General features: G+C 67.4%; 12 protein-coding genes and 2 pseudogenes. 12 read left to right on the forward strand and 2 right to left on the reverse strand.

Going from position 1 to position 14,407, the window contains the following annotated elements; genetic code table 11:
- The 4 genes and pseudogenes from DI276_RS51870 to DI276_RS07260 all read left to right on the forward strand — a co-directional run.
- Positions 1 to 193: pseudogene (locus tag DI276_RS51870) on the forward strand (hypothetical protein); the annotation flags it as partial.
- A 374-nt stretch (positions 194 to 567) separates the two neighbouring features.
- Complete coding sequence (locus tag DI276_RS07250) at positions 568 to 870, forward strand: YbaB/EbfC family nucleoid-associated protein (RefSeq protein WP_112262747.1); 303 nt, start codon at positions 568 to 570, stop codon at positions 868 to 870.
- Positions 871 to 885: 15 nt separating this feature from the next.
- Positions 886 to 1,494 carry a recombination mediator RecR gene (gene recR / locus DI276_RS07255; protein WP_112262505.1) on the forward strand — a complete coding sequence of 203 codons (609 nt, stop codon included), beginning with the start codon at positions 886 to 888 and terminating at the stop codon, positions 1,492 to 1,494.
- A complete protein-coding gene (locus DI276_RS07260) occupies positions 1,491 to 2,009 on the forward strand; it encodes a uridine kinase family protein (protein ID WP_112262506.1) in 519 nt (172 codons plus the stop codon). Before recR ends, DI276_RS07260 begins: the two co-directional genes overlap by 4 nt.
- On the opposite strand, the gene DI276_RS07265 is transcribed toward DI276_RS07260, so the two are convergent.
- A complete protein-coding gene (locus tag DI276_RS07265) occupies positions 1,988 to 5,266 on the reverse strand; it encodes an AfsR/SARP family transcriptional regulator (RefSeq protein WP_112262507.1) in 3,279 nt (1,092 codons plus the stop codon). The two genes, DI276_RS07260 and DI276_RS07265, sit on opposite strands and share 22 nt — an antisense overlap.
- A gap of 217 nt (positions 5,267 to 5,483) precedes the next feature.
- On the opposite strand from DI276_RS07265, the gene DI276_RS07270 reads away from it, so the two are divergent.
- The 6 genes from DI276_RS07270 (at position 5,484) to DI276_RS07295 (ending at position 11,900) form a co-directional block, all read left to right on the forward strand.
- Positions 5,484 to 7,163 (forward strand): ABC transporter substrate-binding protein, encoded by a 1,680-nt coding sequence (locus tag DI276_RS07270; RefSeq protein WP_112262508.1) that lies wholly within the window; start codon positions 5,484 to 5,486, stop codon positions 7,161 to 7,163.
- 42 nt (positions 7,164 to 7,205) lie between these two features.
- On the forward strand, positions 7,206 to 8,210 hold the full coding sequence (locus DI276_RS07275) for an ABC transporter permease (RefSeq protein ID WP_112262509.1): 1,005 nt from the start codon (positions 7,206 to 7,208) through the stop codon (positions 8,208 to 8,210).
- A gap of 5 nt (positions 8,211 to 8,215) precedes the next feature.
- Positions 8,216 to 9,142 (forward strand): ABC transporter permease, encoded by a 927-nt coding sequence (locus tag DI276_RS07280; RefSeq protein ID WP_198680499.1) that lies wholly within the window; start codon positions 8,216 to 8,218, stop codon positions 9,140 to 9,142.
- A gap of 6 nt (positions 9,143 to 9,148) precedes the next feature.
- The gene (locus tag DI276_RS07285) at positions 9,149 to 10,147 is read left to right on the forward strand and encodes an ABC transporter ATP-binding protein (protein WP_112262511.1); all 999 of its coding nucleotides are present in this window, start codon (positions 9,149 to 9,151) and stop codon (positions 10,145 to 10,147) included.
- A 26-nt stretch (positions 10,148 to 10,173) separates the two neighbouring features.
- The gene (locus DI276_RS07290) at positions 10,174 to 11,250 is read left to right on the forward strand and encodes an ABC transporter ATP-binding protein (protein WP_112262748.1); all 1,077 of its coding nucleotides are present in this window, start codon (positions 10,174 to 10,176) and stop codon (positions 11,248 to 11,250) included.
- Positions 11,251 to 11,318: 68 nt separating this feature from the next.
- Positions 11,319 to 11,900: a TetR/AcrR family transcriptional regulator gene (locus DI276_RS07295; protein ID WP_112262512.1), complete on the forward strand. Its 582-nt coding sequence runs from the start codon at positions 11,319 to 11,321 to the stop codon at positions 11,898 to 11,900.
- A gap of 20 nt (positions 11,901 to 11,920) precedes the next feature.
- Here DI276_RS07295 and DI276_RS07300 read toward each other — a convergent pair.
- Positions 11,921 to 12,343 (reverse strand): annotated as a pseudogene (locus DI276_RS07300) (DedA family protein); the annotation flags it as partial.
- 43 nt (positions 12,344 to 12,386) lie between these two features.
- Between DI276_RS07300 and DI276_RS07305 the strand changes: the two are divergent.
- Together DI276_RS07305 and DI276_RS07310 are read left to right on the forward strand one after the other, a co-directional pair.
- Positions 12,387 to 12,701, forward strand: a complete 315-nt coding sequence (locus DI276_RS07305; RefSeq protein ID WP_112262513.1) for a hypothetical protein — start codon at positions 12,387 to 12,389, stop codon at positions 12,699 to 12,701.
- 115 nt (positions 12,702 to 12,816) lie between these two features.
- The gene (locus tag DI276_RS07310) at positions 12,817 to 14,382 is read left to right on the forward strand and encodes a discoidin domain-containing protein (RefSeq protein WP_332874622.1); all 1,566 of its coding nucleotides are present in this window, start codon (positions 12,817 to 12,819) and stop codon (positions 14,380 to 14,382) included.
- Positions 14,383 to 14,407: the final 25 nt, after the last annotated feature.

The following is a 14,407-nucleotide window of genomic DNA, read 5'->3' on the forward strand; positions in this document are numbered from 1 at the left end:
CCCGCCCCCAGAACCGCCAGAGCCAGACGACCCCCTCCCGCCGGAACCAGAACCGGACGACGAAGAGGCGATGCTGGCCGAAGCGGCCCGCCCAGCGGACCCGGACGCAATGCCCCAAAGCCAGGACCCAGAAGAAGCAATGCTCAAACTCCTGGCCGACGAACTGGGCGCCCGCCCGCTGAAGAAGGCGTAGTCCCACAAGCGCCCGGCTCACGGTCCACAAGCGACGGCCCACCCGCCACCGGCCCCGACACAACGCCGGGCCTTCAACATGTCGGCGTACTTGCAGACTCCAAGTTCTCCCGCGTTGGCGAATCCGAGCAGTTGGTGACGCCGCAGGCAAGCTGCTTTTCAGTGCGCTTCGGGTGGGTCCACGGCTCGTGCCGGGGACCCACCCGGACCGCACCACCTACGCACCCGGCGCGCACCCCAACGCAAGGCAACCACCCCGCAAGGCAACCACCCCACAAATCCGCGCCCCTCAAAGCCACCCCGACCAAAGCCCGTACGCTGGGAACCAACACCCCAAACCCGAGAGGACCAGCGGTGCAACCCGGTCAGTTCGACATGCAGGCCCTGCTCCAGCAGGCCCAGAACATGCAGCAGCAGATGGCAACCGCCCAGGAAGAGCTGGCCAACACCGAGGTCACCGGCAACGCGGGCAACAACCTGGTCACCGCGACCGTCACGGGCGGCGGCGAGCTGGTCAGCCTGACCATCGACCCGAAGATCGTCGACCCGGAAGACGTGGAGACCCTCCAGGACCTGGTCATCGCCGCGATCAAGGACGCCAACCAGAGGGCCCAGCAGCTGGTGGAGCAGAAGCTCGGCCCGCTGGCCCAGGGCGGCCTCGGCGGACTGCTCGGCTGAGAAACCGGCTGACCCGTGTACGAGGGCCCAGTACAGGACCTGATCGACGAGCTGGGCAGACTCCCAGGCGTCGGCCCCAAGAGCGCCCAGCGGATCGCCTTCCACCTCCTGGCCGCGGAACCGGCTGACATCGAGCGGCTCCAGCAAGCACTCCAGAAGGTCAAGGAAGGCGTTGTCTTCTGCGACGTCTGCGGCAACGTGAGTGCAGAGACCAGGTGCCGCATCTGCCGCGACCCGAAGCGCGATCTCAGCCTGGTCTGCGTGGTCGAGGAGCCGAAGGACGTCCAGGCGATCGAGCGCACCAGGGAGTTCAAGGGCCGCTACCACGTCCTGGGCGGCGCGCTCGATCCGCTGAGCGGGGTCGGACCGGACCAGCTCCGCATCCGCCAGCTGCTCAACCGGATCGGCACGGCCACCGACGGCGTGGACATCTCCGAGGTCATCATCGCCACGGACCCCAACACCGAGGGCGAGGCCACGGCCACCTACCTGGTCCGGATGCTCAGGGACTTCCCGGGCCTCACCGTCACGAGGCTGGCCAGCGGCCTGCCGATGGGCGGCGACCTGGAGTTCGCGGACGAGCTCACCCTGGGACGTGCGCTATCTGGTCGCCGGAGCATGTGACCCAAGCTCCACCGCGACTGGGCAACACCCGCCTGGTCGCGGTGGACGGCCCGTCAGGCGCGGGCAAGTCGACGTTCGCAAGAGAACTCGCCGACAACCTGAACGCCCAGCTGATCAGCACTGACCACTTCGCAACGTGGGACGACCCGACCACGAAGTGGTGGCCGAGGCTCGTCAAAGCGCTGACAGAGGTAGCCAACGGCAGACCGGGCCACTACCGCAAAACCGACTGGTCCCAAGGCTTCCCGTGCGTCGAACAGGGCGAGGAAGTGACGATTCATCCACAAGGGACGATCATCCTCGAAGGCTTTTCCTCAGCCAGGAAAGCAAACACGCGACTGAACGCAGCCATCTTCGTCGACCACGGAGACGAACGAGCCAGGCTGGAACGCGCGGTCAGAAGAGACGGCGAACAAAGCCGGCAACACTTCATCCGTTGGCAGCAGTACGAAAGAGGCTGGTTCGCGGTGGACGAGACCAGGCAACGAGCGGACTACGTCGTCACCTCGAGCTGAGCCTGCACGACCAGCGCCTCAGGCGTACCGATCGAGCTGAACACCTCCAGCGACGACGCCCAGTACGACCGAGCACCCTCCACGTCGCCCAACCCCGCGGACGCGTCGCCGGCCAACTGCAAAGCACGTCCGTAAACCCAGCGGTGCCCGGAGTCCGAACCGACGGCAGCTGCCCGCAAGGCGCACTCCAACGCACCGGAGGCGTCCGAGGTGTCCAGATGGGTCCGGCCGAGCACGAGCAGCACTTCCATCTCCGCCAGCCGGAACTGCGACCGTCCGGCCTCGACCAGCGCTGAGGTCGCCATCGACAGGGCTTCGGCATACCGGCCCACCCCGCGGTACGCCGACGCCAGCCCGCGCCGGGCGAGGCAGACGCCCCACGAGTAGCCGGTCTCCACGCCGATCGACAGCGCCGACGAGAACTGCTCGATCGCCTCGGCGAGCCGCCCAGCGCCTTCCAGAGCACGCCCGAGCAGGTTCATCGCGTCGCAGACGCTCTTGACGTTCTCCAGCTCCTGTGCGATCTGCATGGCCAGCGACGCCTCGACGGCGGCCTCGTCGTACCGGCCGCGCATGATCAGCGTGATCGCCATGCCCTCGTGCACGGTGTGGCCGAAGTTGCGGGCGGCCGCACGTTCGTACAGCTCGCTCGCGCGCACGAAGTAGGACGCGCCGAGGTCCGGCCTGCCGCGCCACGCGTGCACCTCGCCCAACGCGCGCATGGAGTTCGCCTGGGTGAACCACGAGTCGATGCGCTTGCCGGCTTCCAGCGCCTCCTCGAACGTCGCCGCCGCGCGGTCGAGCTGGCCCAGCTGCATGTAGACGCCGCCGAGGTTGAACAGTGCGTTGGCCTGCACCTGGAAGGCACCGATCCGGCGGGTGATCACCAGGGCGCGTTCCAGGTGGTCGGCGGCGTGCTCCAGTTCGCCGAGGTCGATGTAGACGCTGCCCGCGTTGGACAGCACGGCGGCCTCGGCCTCCGGCAGGTCGATGTGTTCCTGCAGCGCGATGGCCTGCTGGTAGTAGCCGAGCGCGTTGCGGTGCTGCCCGGTCACCCAGTACAGCGTGCCCAGCGACGACAGCATCGCGAGCTGGCCGAGCTCGTCCCGCGGCGCTCGGGCCCCGAGCAGCCCGGCCTTCGCGGTCTCCCGCCACTCCGCGGTCAGACCCTGCATGTAGAAGTAGCCGCGCAGCGCGTCGGCCAGCTGCCACGGCGAATTTTCGGGGTCGCGCTCCACGGCGTGCGCGACCAGCGCCACCAGGTTGGCGCGCTCGACGTCCAGCCACGTCAACGCCTCGGTGGAGGTGCTGAACGTCCGCGGCGGCACACCGTCCAGCGGAGCGGGACGCGGGAAGCGGAACAGCGCCGACTTCATCGCGGACGTCGCGTTGTCGACCGAACGCACCGCCCAGTCGACCAGGCGCCGCAACGCCAACCGGGAGTCCGCGCGGCCCTCCTCGAACGCCAGGCGCTCGGCCGCGTAGTCGCGCAGCAGGTCGTGGAACTGGTAGCGCGACGGCGCGTGGTTCGCGATCAGGTTCGCGGTGGCCAGCCGGTCCAGCCGACGGCGAGCGTCCTGAGTGGTCAGTCCCGACAGCGCGGCCGCCATCTCCGGCGTGAAGTCAGTGCCGGGAACCAGCGACAGCAACCGGAACATCTGCGCGAGCTCGGGCTTCAGGGCCGTGTAGGACAGATCGAACGCCGCGTGCACCGCGACCCGTTCGTCGCCTTCGACGGCCAGCGCGGCGAGCCGGTTGCCCGCCCGCAGCTCCTCCACGTAGTCCGCAATGGACAGCTCCGGACGCGACACGAGGTTCGCCGCTGCGATACGCAAAGCCAATGGCAGATGCGCGCACAACGCCGCGAGCTCGAGTGCGGCCTCCTCTTGGGACGCCACCTCGTCCGCACCCAAAATGCCCGCCAACAACGCCTTGGTCTCGTTCCAGTCCAGCACGTCCAGCCGCACGTTCGAGGCGGCGTGCGACACGGCCAGACCACGCAACGTGTCGCGTGAGGTCACCAGCACCGCACATCCCGGCGAACCGGGCAGCAGCGGCCGGATCTGCTCGGCCGAAGACGCGTTGTCCAGCAGCAACAGCACGCGCTGACCGGTCAGGGTCGACCGGAACATCGCCTCCTGCTCGTCCTGGTCGAGCGGCACCTGGTCGGGTTCCGTCCCGAGCGCGCGCAGGAACCGCGGCAGCACGTCGACCGCGCTCAACGGCGGCCCTGGGGCGTATCCGCGCAGGTTGACGTACAGCTGACCGTCCGGGAAGTCGGCCCTCATCCGGTGCGCCGCGTGCACGGCCAGCGCCGTCTTGCCCACACCCGGCGGACCGGCCAGCGTCACGACCGGCACGCCCTGCGCGGTCCGCAGCAGCGCCACGATCAACGACACGGCCTCGTCGCGGCCGACGAAGTCCGGGATGTCAGCTGGCAACTGTGAAGGAACGACCCGCTCGGGTTTCGCGGCCACGACGGAAGCACCAGTAGAAGCAGCCGCCACCGAGTCGATCGACCCGGACAGCACCTGGCCGTGCACCCGCCGCAGCTCGTCACCGGGATCGATGCCCAGCTCGTCACCCAGAAGACGGGAAACCCGCTGGTAGGCGGCCAGTGCCTCGCTCTGCCGGCCGGACCGGTACAGCGCCACCATCAGCTGCGCCCAGAACCGCTCGCGCAACGGATGTTCGCTGGTCAGCCGGGACAGCTCCGCGACCAGCTCGCCGTGGCGGCCCAGTTCGAGGTCGACCTCGACCCGGCGTTCCAGCACGTGCAGGCGACGTTCGTTCAGCCGCGGCACCTCGTCGCGGTGCAGGATCTCCGACGGCACGTCGACCAGCGCCGGACCCCGCCAGAGCCCGAGCGCGGCGGCGAACGCGGCCGAGGCGGCCTGCAGGTTGCCGGCGGCGCGCTCCTGCTCGCCCAGTTCGATCAACGGCTCGAAGCGCATCAGGTCGATGGTCTTCTCGTCCACATCGATCAAGTAGCCGTCCGGGACGGTCCTGATCGGCACCGATGGCCCGAGCAGCTGTCTGAGACGCATCACATAGGTCTGGAGGGTGGCTCTGGCGCGCGACGGAGGATCTTCACCCCACACGTTCGCCGCCAGCTCGTCCACGGACACGCTGGTGCCCGCACGCAGCAACAACGACACGAGCAGCGCCCGCTGACGGCCGGCGCGGACCAGCAAAGGTTCGGAGTCGAGGAGGACCTGGAGTGGGCCGAGCACGCGGAACTCGACCTGCCTGCTCATGTGACCTCCTCCGCGTGTCGGTGTTGTTTCTACAGCCTAGGAGAGCGTTCGACGTATCCGTGGTGCTCACGTTGGGTCAGCGGACATGCGCCGGACGTATCAGAATGCCTGGTCTAGTGGCCGGATCGTGACCTGAGTAGCCCCGGAGGGGGTATGTACAACGGTTATGGTCGGCGACCACACCGTGAGATGTGCGGATTGTCCAAGGGGTGTTTTGATGGTCCACTCAGTAACGGCTCGCCGCCGTTGGGTTGCCGCGATCGGCTTCCTCAGCGTCAGCGCGCTGGCCCTGTCCGGTTGCGCGCAATCCCAGCGCGACTCTGGTGGTGGCGGCAAGCAGGGCGGCACGCTGACCTTCGGTGCTGCAGGCGCACCGAAGCTCTTCGACCCGTTCTACGCGACCGACGGCGAGACCTTCCGGGTTGCTCGCCAGATGTACGAGGGCCTGGTCGGCTTCAAGCCCGGTACGGCCGAGGTCGAGCCCGCGCTGGCGACCAAGTACGAGCCCAGCACCGACGGCAAGACGTGGACCTTCACCCTCAAGGAGAACGTGAAGTTCCACGACGGCACGGCGTTCAACGCCGAGGCCGTGTGCTTCAACTTCGAGCGCTGGTACAACCAGAAGGGTGCGGGGCAGAGCGACGCCGTCTCGCAGTACTGGCTGGACAACTTCGGCGGGTTCAAGACCACGCCGGACAAGCCCTCGTTGTACAAGTCCTGCACGGCCAAGGACGCCAAGACCGCGGTCATCGAGCTGAACGAGGTCACCTCGCAGTTCCCGTCGGTCCTCGGCTTCACGTCGTTCTCGATCTCCAGCCCAGACGCGCTGAAGAAGTACGACGCGGACAACGTCCAGGCCGCCGGTGACGCCTTCACCTACCCGGCCTACGCGAACGAGCACCCGACCGGCACGGGCCCGTTCAAGTTCGGCAAGTACGACAAGGCCAACAACACCGTCGAGCTCGTCCGCAACGACGACTACCACGGCACGAAGGCCAAGCTGGACAAGATCGTCTTCAAGATCATCCCGGACGAGACCGCCCGCAAGCAGGCGCTCAAGGCCGGCGACATCGACGGTTACGACCTGCCGAACGCGGCTGACTGGGCCGGCCTGAAGTCCGACGGCTTCAACGTCGCGATCCGCCCGGCGTTCAACGTCTTCTACCTGGGCATCAACCAGAAGAACAACCCGAAGCTGCAGGACCTCAAGGTCCGCCAGGCCCTGATGTACGCGATCAACCGCGAGCAGATGGTCAAGTCGCAGCTGCCGGAGGGCGCCAAGGTCGCCACGCAGTTCATGCCCGAGACCGTCGACGGCTACAACAAGGACCTCAAGGCGACTCCGTACGACCTGGAGAAGGCGAAGTCGCTGCTGGCCGAGGCCGGCGCGTCCGACCTGACGCTGAAGTTCTACTGGCCGTCCGAGGTCACGCGTCCGTACATGCCGTCCCCGAAGGACCTGTTCGGCGCGATCTCCGGCGACCTGCAGAAGGCCGGCATCAAGATCGAGGTCGTCACGAAGCCGTGGAACGGTGGCTACCTGACCGACGTCGACCAGGGCATCCCGGACCTGTTCCTGCTCGGCTGGACCGGTGACAACGGCACGGCTCACAACTGGGTCGGCACGTTCTTCGGCCGCGCCGACAACCGCTTCAACACCGGCGCGTCGCCGTGGGGCAAGACGCTCGCGGAGGACCTGGCGAAGGCCAGTGCCGAGCCGGACGAGGCCAAGCGCACGAAGATGTACCAGGAGCTCAACAAGAAGATCATGGAGCAGTACCTCCCGGCGGTGCCGCTGTCGCACTCGCCGCCCGCTCTGGTGTTCAAGTCGGACATCAAGGGTGTTGTGCCCAGCCCGTTGACCGACGAGAAGTTCGGCCCGGCCTCCAAGGGCTGAGCGAACTAGCTCCCACCACAAGAGAACAACGGGGTAGCTCAAGTGCTCCGCTACACGATTCGACGGCTGGTTCAGCTGGTCGGCGTGGTGCTGGTGCTCTCGCTGCTGCTCTTCGCGTGGATGCGACTTCTCCCAGGAGGGCCGGTTTCGGCCCTCCTGGGAGATCGCTCTACTCCGGAGAAGGCGGCTGAACTCACCAAGCAGCTCGGCCTCGATCAACCGATCTTCGTCCAGTACATCAAGTTCCTCGGTCGCGCCGCGACCGGCGACTTCGGCGTCTCCACCGGTGTTCAGCCCGGTGACTCGGCGCTCGACATCTTCCTCCAGCGGTTCCCTGCGACGATCGAGCTCAGCTTCTTCGCGATCGTGATCGCGATCGCGATCGGCGTCCCGCTCGGATATCTCGCCGCGAAGCGCCGCGGCGGCTGGTTCGACAACTTCAGCGTCATCGGCTCGCTCATCGGCGTGGCCGTGCCGGTGTTCTTCCTCGCCTACGTCCTCAAGGACGCCGCGTCGGTCGGCCTCGGCCTCCCGTCGCAGGGCAGGCAGGGCGACATCAACGCCACCCGCGTCACCGGCTTCTTCACCCTCGACGGCGTGCTCACCGGTGAGTGGGACGCGACGTTCGACGCGCTGGAACACCTGATCCTGCCGTCCATCGCGCTCGCCACGATCCCGTTCGCGGTGATCTTCCGCATCACCAGGGCGGCCGTGCTCGACGTGCTCGACGAGGACTTCGTGCGCACCGCCGAGGCCAAGGGTCTCACCGCACAGCTGATCCGCCGCCGGCACGTGCTGCGCAACGCGATGCTGCCGGTCGTCACGACGATCGGTCTGCAGACCGGTGCGCTGCTCTCCGGCGCGGTGCTCACCGAGAAGGTGTTCTCGATCCCCGGTGTCGGTCAGGCGCTCGCCATCGGGTTCGAACGCCGGGACTACCCGGTGCTGTTGTTGCTGATCATCATGGCCACGATCGTGTACGTCGTGGTCAACCTGTTGGTCGACCTCTCGTACGCGCTCATCGACCCGCGCATCAGGACGAGGTGAGCGCAGTGGTTCTTGGACTTTCTTCGAAGAAGGAAAAGATCGACGGGGTCGCCGAGTCCGCGGGTGTCTCGCTGGCCGCGAGCGCGTGGAAGAGGCTGCGCCGCAGTCCGGTGTTCCTCACCGGCGCGGTGATCATCGGCCTCTTCATCGTGGTCTCGGTGCTCTCGCCGTGGCTCGCGCCGCACAACCCGTCCGAGCCGATGCTGATCGACCAGGTCGTCAAGGCGCGCAACGAGATCCCGCCCGCGCAGCCGGGCCACCCGCTCGGTGGCGACCTGCAGGGCCGCGACTTCCTGTCGCGCCTGCTGGTCGGTTCGCAGCAGACGTTGATCGTCGGTGTCGGTGCGACGCTGATCGGCCTGGCCGGCGGCCTGTTCCTGGGCACGCTCGCGGGTGCGCTCGGTGGCTGGGTCGACTCGGTGGTCATGCGTCTCGTCGACGTCATGCTCTCGCTGCCGTCGCTGCTGCTGGCGTTCTCGATCGCGGCGATGTTCGCGAAGCCCAGCCAGTTCACCGTGATCCTCGCGGTCGCGATCGTGCAGATCCCGGTGTTCGCCCGGTTGCTCAGAGGCTCGATGCTCGCGCAACGGCACAGCGACCACGTGCTGGCGGCGACCGCGCTCGGCGTGAAGAAGGGCGCGATCGTGTTCCGGCACATGCTGCCGAACTCGCTCAGCCCGGTGATCGTGCAGTCCACGCTGGTGCTGGCCACCGCGATCATCGAGGCGGCAGCACTGTCGTTCCTCGGCCTCGGCAACCCGGACGACCGGATCCCGGAGTGGGGGCAGATGCTCGGCGACGTGCAGAACGTCTTCGACACGCATCCGCACCTCGCGGCGTACCCGGCCATCTGCATCATCATCGTGGCGCTCGGCTTCACGCTCATGGGCGAGACGCTGCGCGAGGCCCTCGACCCGAAGAACAGGCGGTGAGTCGTCGTGGCACTGCTCGAAGTACGTGACCTCACCGTCGTGTTCCAGCGCAAGGGCGAGGAGCCGTTCCGCGCCGTCGACGGCGTCAGCTTCGACGTCGAGCCGGGCCAGACCGTCGGTCTGGTCGGCGAGTCGGGCTGCGGCAAGTCCGTGACATCGTTGGCGATCATGGGTCTGCTGCCCAAGCGCGGCGCGAAGATCAGTGGCACCGTCAAGTACGACGGCACGGACCTGCTCAAGCTCTCCGACAAGGAGATGCGCGACCGTCGTGGCCGCGACCTCGGCATGGTCTTCCAGGACCCGCTGTCGTCGCTCAACCCCGTCGTCCCGATCGGCCTGCAGGTCACCGAGGTGCTCGAACGGCACCGCGGGCTGTCCCGCAAGGAAGCCATGATCGAGGCGAAGAACCTGCTGGACAAGGTCGGCATCCCCGACCCGAACCGCCGGCTCAAGGAGTACCCGCACCAGCTCTCCGGCGGGATGCGGCAGCGCGCGCTCATCGCGATCGCGCTGGCGTGCCGGCCGAAGCTGCTGATCGCGGACGAGCCGACGACGGCGCTGGACGTGACCATCCAGGCCCAGATCCTGTCGGTGATGAAGGAACTGGTGCAGGACCTCGGCACTGCTTTGGTGATGATCACCCACGACCTGGGTGTCGTCGCGGGCCTGTGCGACGAGGTGAACGTGCTGTACGGCGGCAAGGTGGTCGAGAAGGCCATGCGGCACAAGCTCTTCGCCGAGCCGCGCCACCCGTACACGCACGGCCTGCTGGCCTCGATCCCGCGGTTGGACGCGGCGCCCGGCGAGAAGCTGACGCCGATCAAGGGTTCCGTCGCGGACAACATCCCGTGGGAGCACGGCTGCGCGTTCGCACCCCGTTGCCCGAACGCGCTGGACGTCTGCGTTCAGGTCACGCCTCCCGAAGAAGACCAGCTGGGCCGCTTGCTCCGCTGCCACAACCCGGTGGTTCCGGGAACTCCCGCCGCCGAGGAGGTGCCGGTGTGAGCGAGACCCTGGTGTCCGTGCAGGACATGAAGGTGCACTTCCCGATCAAGCGCGGCGTCTTCATCGACCGCACCGTCGGGTACGTCTACGCCGTCGACGGCGTGGACCTGGAGATCAAGCGCGGCGAGACCTACGGCCTGGTCGGCGAGTCCGGCTGCGGCAAGTCCACCCTCGGGCGGGCGATGCTGCGGCTGAACGAGCCGACCGCGGGCAAGATGGTCTTCGACGGCCAGGACTTCTCGGCGTTGAAGGGCGAGGAGCTGCGCAAGATGCGGCGCCGGATCCAGATGGTGTTCCAGGACCCGCTGTCCTCGCTCGACCCGCGTCAGTCCGTGGAGTCGATCCTGGTCGAGGGCCTGCGGGCGCACGACCTGGACAAGGGCAAGGAGTCCACGTCGAAGCGGCTGCGCGAGCTGCTGTCGGCCGTGGGCCTGCCGTCCACCGCGCTGCGCAAGTACCCGCACGAGTTCTCGGGCGGTCAGCGGCAGCGCATCGGCATCGCCCGCGCGCTGGCACTGGAGCCGGACCTGATCGTCGCCGACGAGCCGGTGTCCGCGCTGGACGTGTCGGTGCAGGCGCAGGTCGTGAACCTCATGGAGGAGCTGCAGGAGCAGTTCGGCCTGACCTACCTGGTGATCGCGCACGACCTCGCCGTCGTGAAGCACATCTCCGACCGGGTCGGCGTGATGTACCTCGGCGGGCTCGTCGAGGAGGCGAGCGCGGAGGACCTCTACGCCGAGCCGCTGCACCCGTACACGCGGGCGTTGCTGTCGGCGATCCCGGTGCCCGACCCTGTGGTCGAGGACCGGCGCGAACGGATCCTGCTGGCGGGCGACCTCCCGTCGCCGGCCAACCCGCCCACCGGCTGCCGGTTCCACACCCGCTGCCCGTGGCGGCAGGCGTCGCGCTGCGACACCGAACGCCCGGTGCTGCGCGAGCTCAAGCCGGGACACAAGGTGGCGTGCCACTACGCCGAGCAGATCCGGTCCGGCGAGATCCAGCCGCACGAGGTCAAACCGATCCTGGTCGAGGAGGGCGACGGCCTCTCGCCGGACGTCCCGCTCGTGGGACCGGCGTCCGTCACCGAGGCGCTGAACCCGTAACGCGATCCGGGGCCACCTTTCGAGGTGGCCCCGTTCGTTTCTCCAGACTGCTCTGTTGCCCTGGGCCGATGGACAGTCGTGGGGCGATTCTGCTCAGGGCCGCTGAGATCGCGTCGGTGGACGGCCTCGAAGGCGTCACGATCGGGCGGCTCGCGGTCGAGCTCGGCATGAGCAAGAGCGGCGTGTTCTCGCACTTCGGCGCCAAGGAAGAGCTGCAGATCTCCACCGTCCACGCGGCCGCGGAGATCTTCTCCCGCGAGGTCGTGGTTCCCGGCGGATCGTTGCTGGACCTGTGCGGCCGCTGGCTCGACTACTCGAAGCGCCGGGTGTTCCCCGGCGGCTGCTTCTTCGTCGTGACGCGCTCGGAGTTCGCCGCCCGCCCCGGCCGCGTGCGCGACGCGTTGATGCTCTTCAACCTGCGCTGGATCTCACTGCTGGAACGGCTGTGCGGTGACGCGCAGATGGCTTTCGAAGTGGACGCACTCCTCGCCGCCGCCGACCGCTTCGCCGTGCTCTACGACGACGCCTCGGCGTACGAGAGAGTGCGCTCCGCGTTGCGCGCACGCCACACCATGCCGATGGGGATGGAGATGAGCATCGCCACGGCGAACGACAGCAGCATCGCGAGCCAGGCCTCGTCGACGATCTGACCGCCGATGTACCCCATCGTGGCCGGGTAGAGGCTCCACACCGCCGACCCGATGGCCGCCACCGGCACGAACCTGCGCAGCGGCCACTTCAGCGCACCCGCCAGCAACGCCCCGACGATGCCGCCGGCCGGCAGGAACCGCGCCGCGATGAGGATCGTCTCCCCTTTGGACGCGAGCTGGTCGGCGGTCCACACGACCATCGCCCGCGCCTTGACGTTCCTGTTGACGCGGTCGAGCGCCCGCATGCCCATCCGCCGCCCCATCGTAAAGTTGATCATGTCGCTGGCCAGGCATCCGGCCGCGGCGACGGCGACCACCAGGTACAGCGGGACCTCACCGGACGCGGCCAGGACACCGGCGCCGATGAGCACGGCCTCCGTCGGTGCCAGTGGCACGACGGCGACCAGGAACAGCACGACGAGGCTGGCGGCTGTGGTGCTCATGATCCGTGAACGTACGTGACCCAGATGAACAATCCCGACCTGGGTGTTTCTTCAGCCCGCCCACAGGTGGGAAGTCGATCTGCGCTCGCTGTCCATTGTGGTGTCGCGGTTGGCGTGGATGGCGGCCCGCTGTCCGAAAGGGCATGACTGGCCGTCACGTACCGGGAAATCCCGGTACAAGTTCTGGATCTTCGTTGCCCTCACCGCGGCAATCGGCGTGACCTGGTCGTTGTCCGATCCTGTCAGCCAGATCAGCCTCTATGACTTGGTGCGACGCCTCCTGCTCGGCCTGATTCAGGGCGTGAGCGTCGCCATCGCCGTCCTGTGGCGCTTCAACGAGTCACGGCATGACACCTGATGACTGCTCGGTACCCGTCTTGACCTGCTTGTTCACCCGTCATTAACCTCCGAGGTCCAATAGGAAAGCTTGTTTACCAATACTTCGAGCCGCTGCCCTTGCCCAGGAGGACGAAGTGATCAGAAAACGCACCAGAACAGGCGTGGCCGTAGCCCTGTCAGCGCTGGTGGTCTCGCAGATCGTGGCATCGGGCACGGCCAGTGCGGCTGATTCCCTGCTGTCCGCCAGCAAACCCACCACCGTCTCGTCCGTGGAGGCTGCGACCTTCGGCGGCGCCAACGCCGTGGACGGAGATCCGACCACTCGGTGGGCGAGCCTCGAAGGCCACGACCCGGAGTGGATCGCGGTCGATCTCGGCGGCAACGCCACGATCTCCCGTGTCAAGCTCAACTGGGAGGTCGCGTACGCCTCCGAGTACAAGATCCAGACGTCGGCCGACGGCTCGTCGTGGAGCACCAAGAAGACGCTCTACAGCCAGAACGGCGGCATCGACGACATCGCGATCTCGACCACCGGGCGCTACGTGCGGATCTACGGCACCAAGCGCGGCACGCCGTACGGCTACTCGTTGTGGGAGCTCGAAGTCTGGGGCAGCCGCGACGGCGACAACACGCCGCCGACCGCGCCGGCGAACCTCGTCAGCACCGGCACGACGTCGAGCTCGGTCAGTCTGCAGTGGACGGCCGCGAGCGACAACATCGCCGTGACCGGGTACGACGTGTTGCGCAACGGCAGCGTCGTCGGCACGCCCACCGGCACGTCGTTCACCGACACCGGTCTGGCGTCCGGCACGACGTTCACCTACACGGTCAAAGCACGGGACGCGGCGGGGAACCTCTCGCCGGCGAGCAACGCGGTGACGGCGACGACCCAGCCGGCCGGACCCGGTGACAACATCACGATCGTCGTCGCCGGTGACATCGCCTCGCTGACGAACGGCGAGCACTACGAGACCGCGAGGCTCATCGAGCAGATCAAGCCGAACCACATCCTGACGGTCGGCGACAACCAGTACGACAACGGAACGCTGACGGAGTTCCGCAACCACTACGACAAGTCGTGGGGCAAGTGGAAGAGCATCACCAAGCCCTCGCCCGGTAACCACGAGTGGTACGACCAGCTGCGCGGTTACAAGTCGTACTTCGGCGCCATCGCCTACCCGAAGGGTCTGCCGTACTACAGCTGGGAAGCGGGCGAGTTCCACTTCGTCTCGGTCGACTCCGACCCGATCGACAACAACGGTTCGGACTCGGCGCAGCTCAGCTGGATCAAGTCCGACCTCGCCGCCAACACCAAGCCCTGCGTCGTCGGCTACATGCACCACCCGCGGTTCGGCTCCGGCAAGTACGGCGACAACCCGAACATCGCGCCGTTCTGGAACGCGTTCGCGGACGCCAAGGCGGATCTGATGCTCGGCGGCCACAACCACCACTACGAGCGACTGTCCCCGTTGAACAAGAGCGGTGTGATCGACCAGACCAACGGTGTGCGGTCGGCGATCGTCGGCATCGGTGGCGACTACCTCTACTCGGAGCGCGTCCCGCGCCAGGGCACGGAGAAGTACTTCAACGACAGCCACGGCGTCATGAAGCTCACCATCTCCGGCCGCTCCTACTCGTGGGAGGTCATCGACACGGCAGGAACGGTGCGCGACAAGGCCGGTCCCTACACCTGCAAGTGACCGGTTCTGGCCGTTGATCGGAGGC

Origin of the sequence: Lentzea terrae (genome assembly GCF_003265345.1) — a bacterium.
GTDB classification, from domain to species: domain Bacteria; phylum Actinomycetota; class Actinomycetes; order Mycobacteriales; family Pseudonocardiaceae; genus Lentzea; species Lentzea terrae.

What these genes read in the sequence shown, in the direction of transcription:
- DI276_RS07250 (WP_112262747.1), top strand. Translation starts at nt 568, where the DNA reads ATGCAGGCCCTGCTCCAGCAGGCCCAGAACATGCAGCAGCAGATGGCA.
- DI276_RS07290 (WP_112262748.1), top strand. Translation starts at nt 10,174, where the DNA reads ATGAAGGTGCACTTCCCGATCAAGCGCGGCGTCTTCATCGACCGCACC.
- DI276_RS07295 (WP_112262512.1), top strand. Translation starts at nt 11,319, where the DNA reads ATGGACAGTCGTGGGGCGATTCTGCTCAGGGCCGCTGAGATCGCGTCG.
- DI276_RS07265 (WP_112262507.1), bottom strand. Translation starts at nt 5,266, where the DNA reads ATGAGCAGGCAGGTCGAGTTCCGCGTGCTCGGCCCACTCCAGGTCCTC.
- DI276_RS07270 (WP_112262508.1), top strand. Translation starts at nt 5,484, where the DNA reads ATGGTCCACTCAGTAACGGCTCGCCGCCGTTGGGTTGCCGCGATCGGC.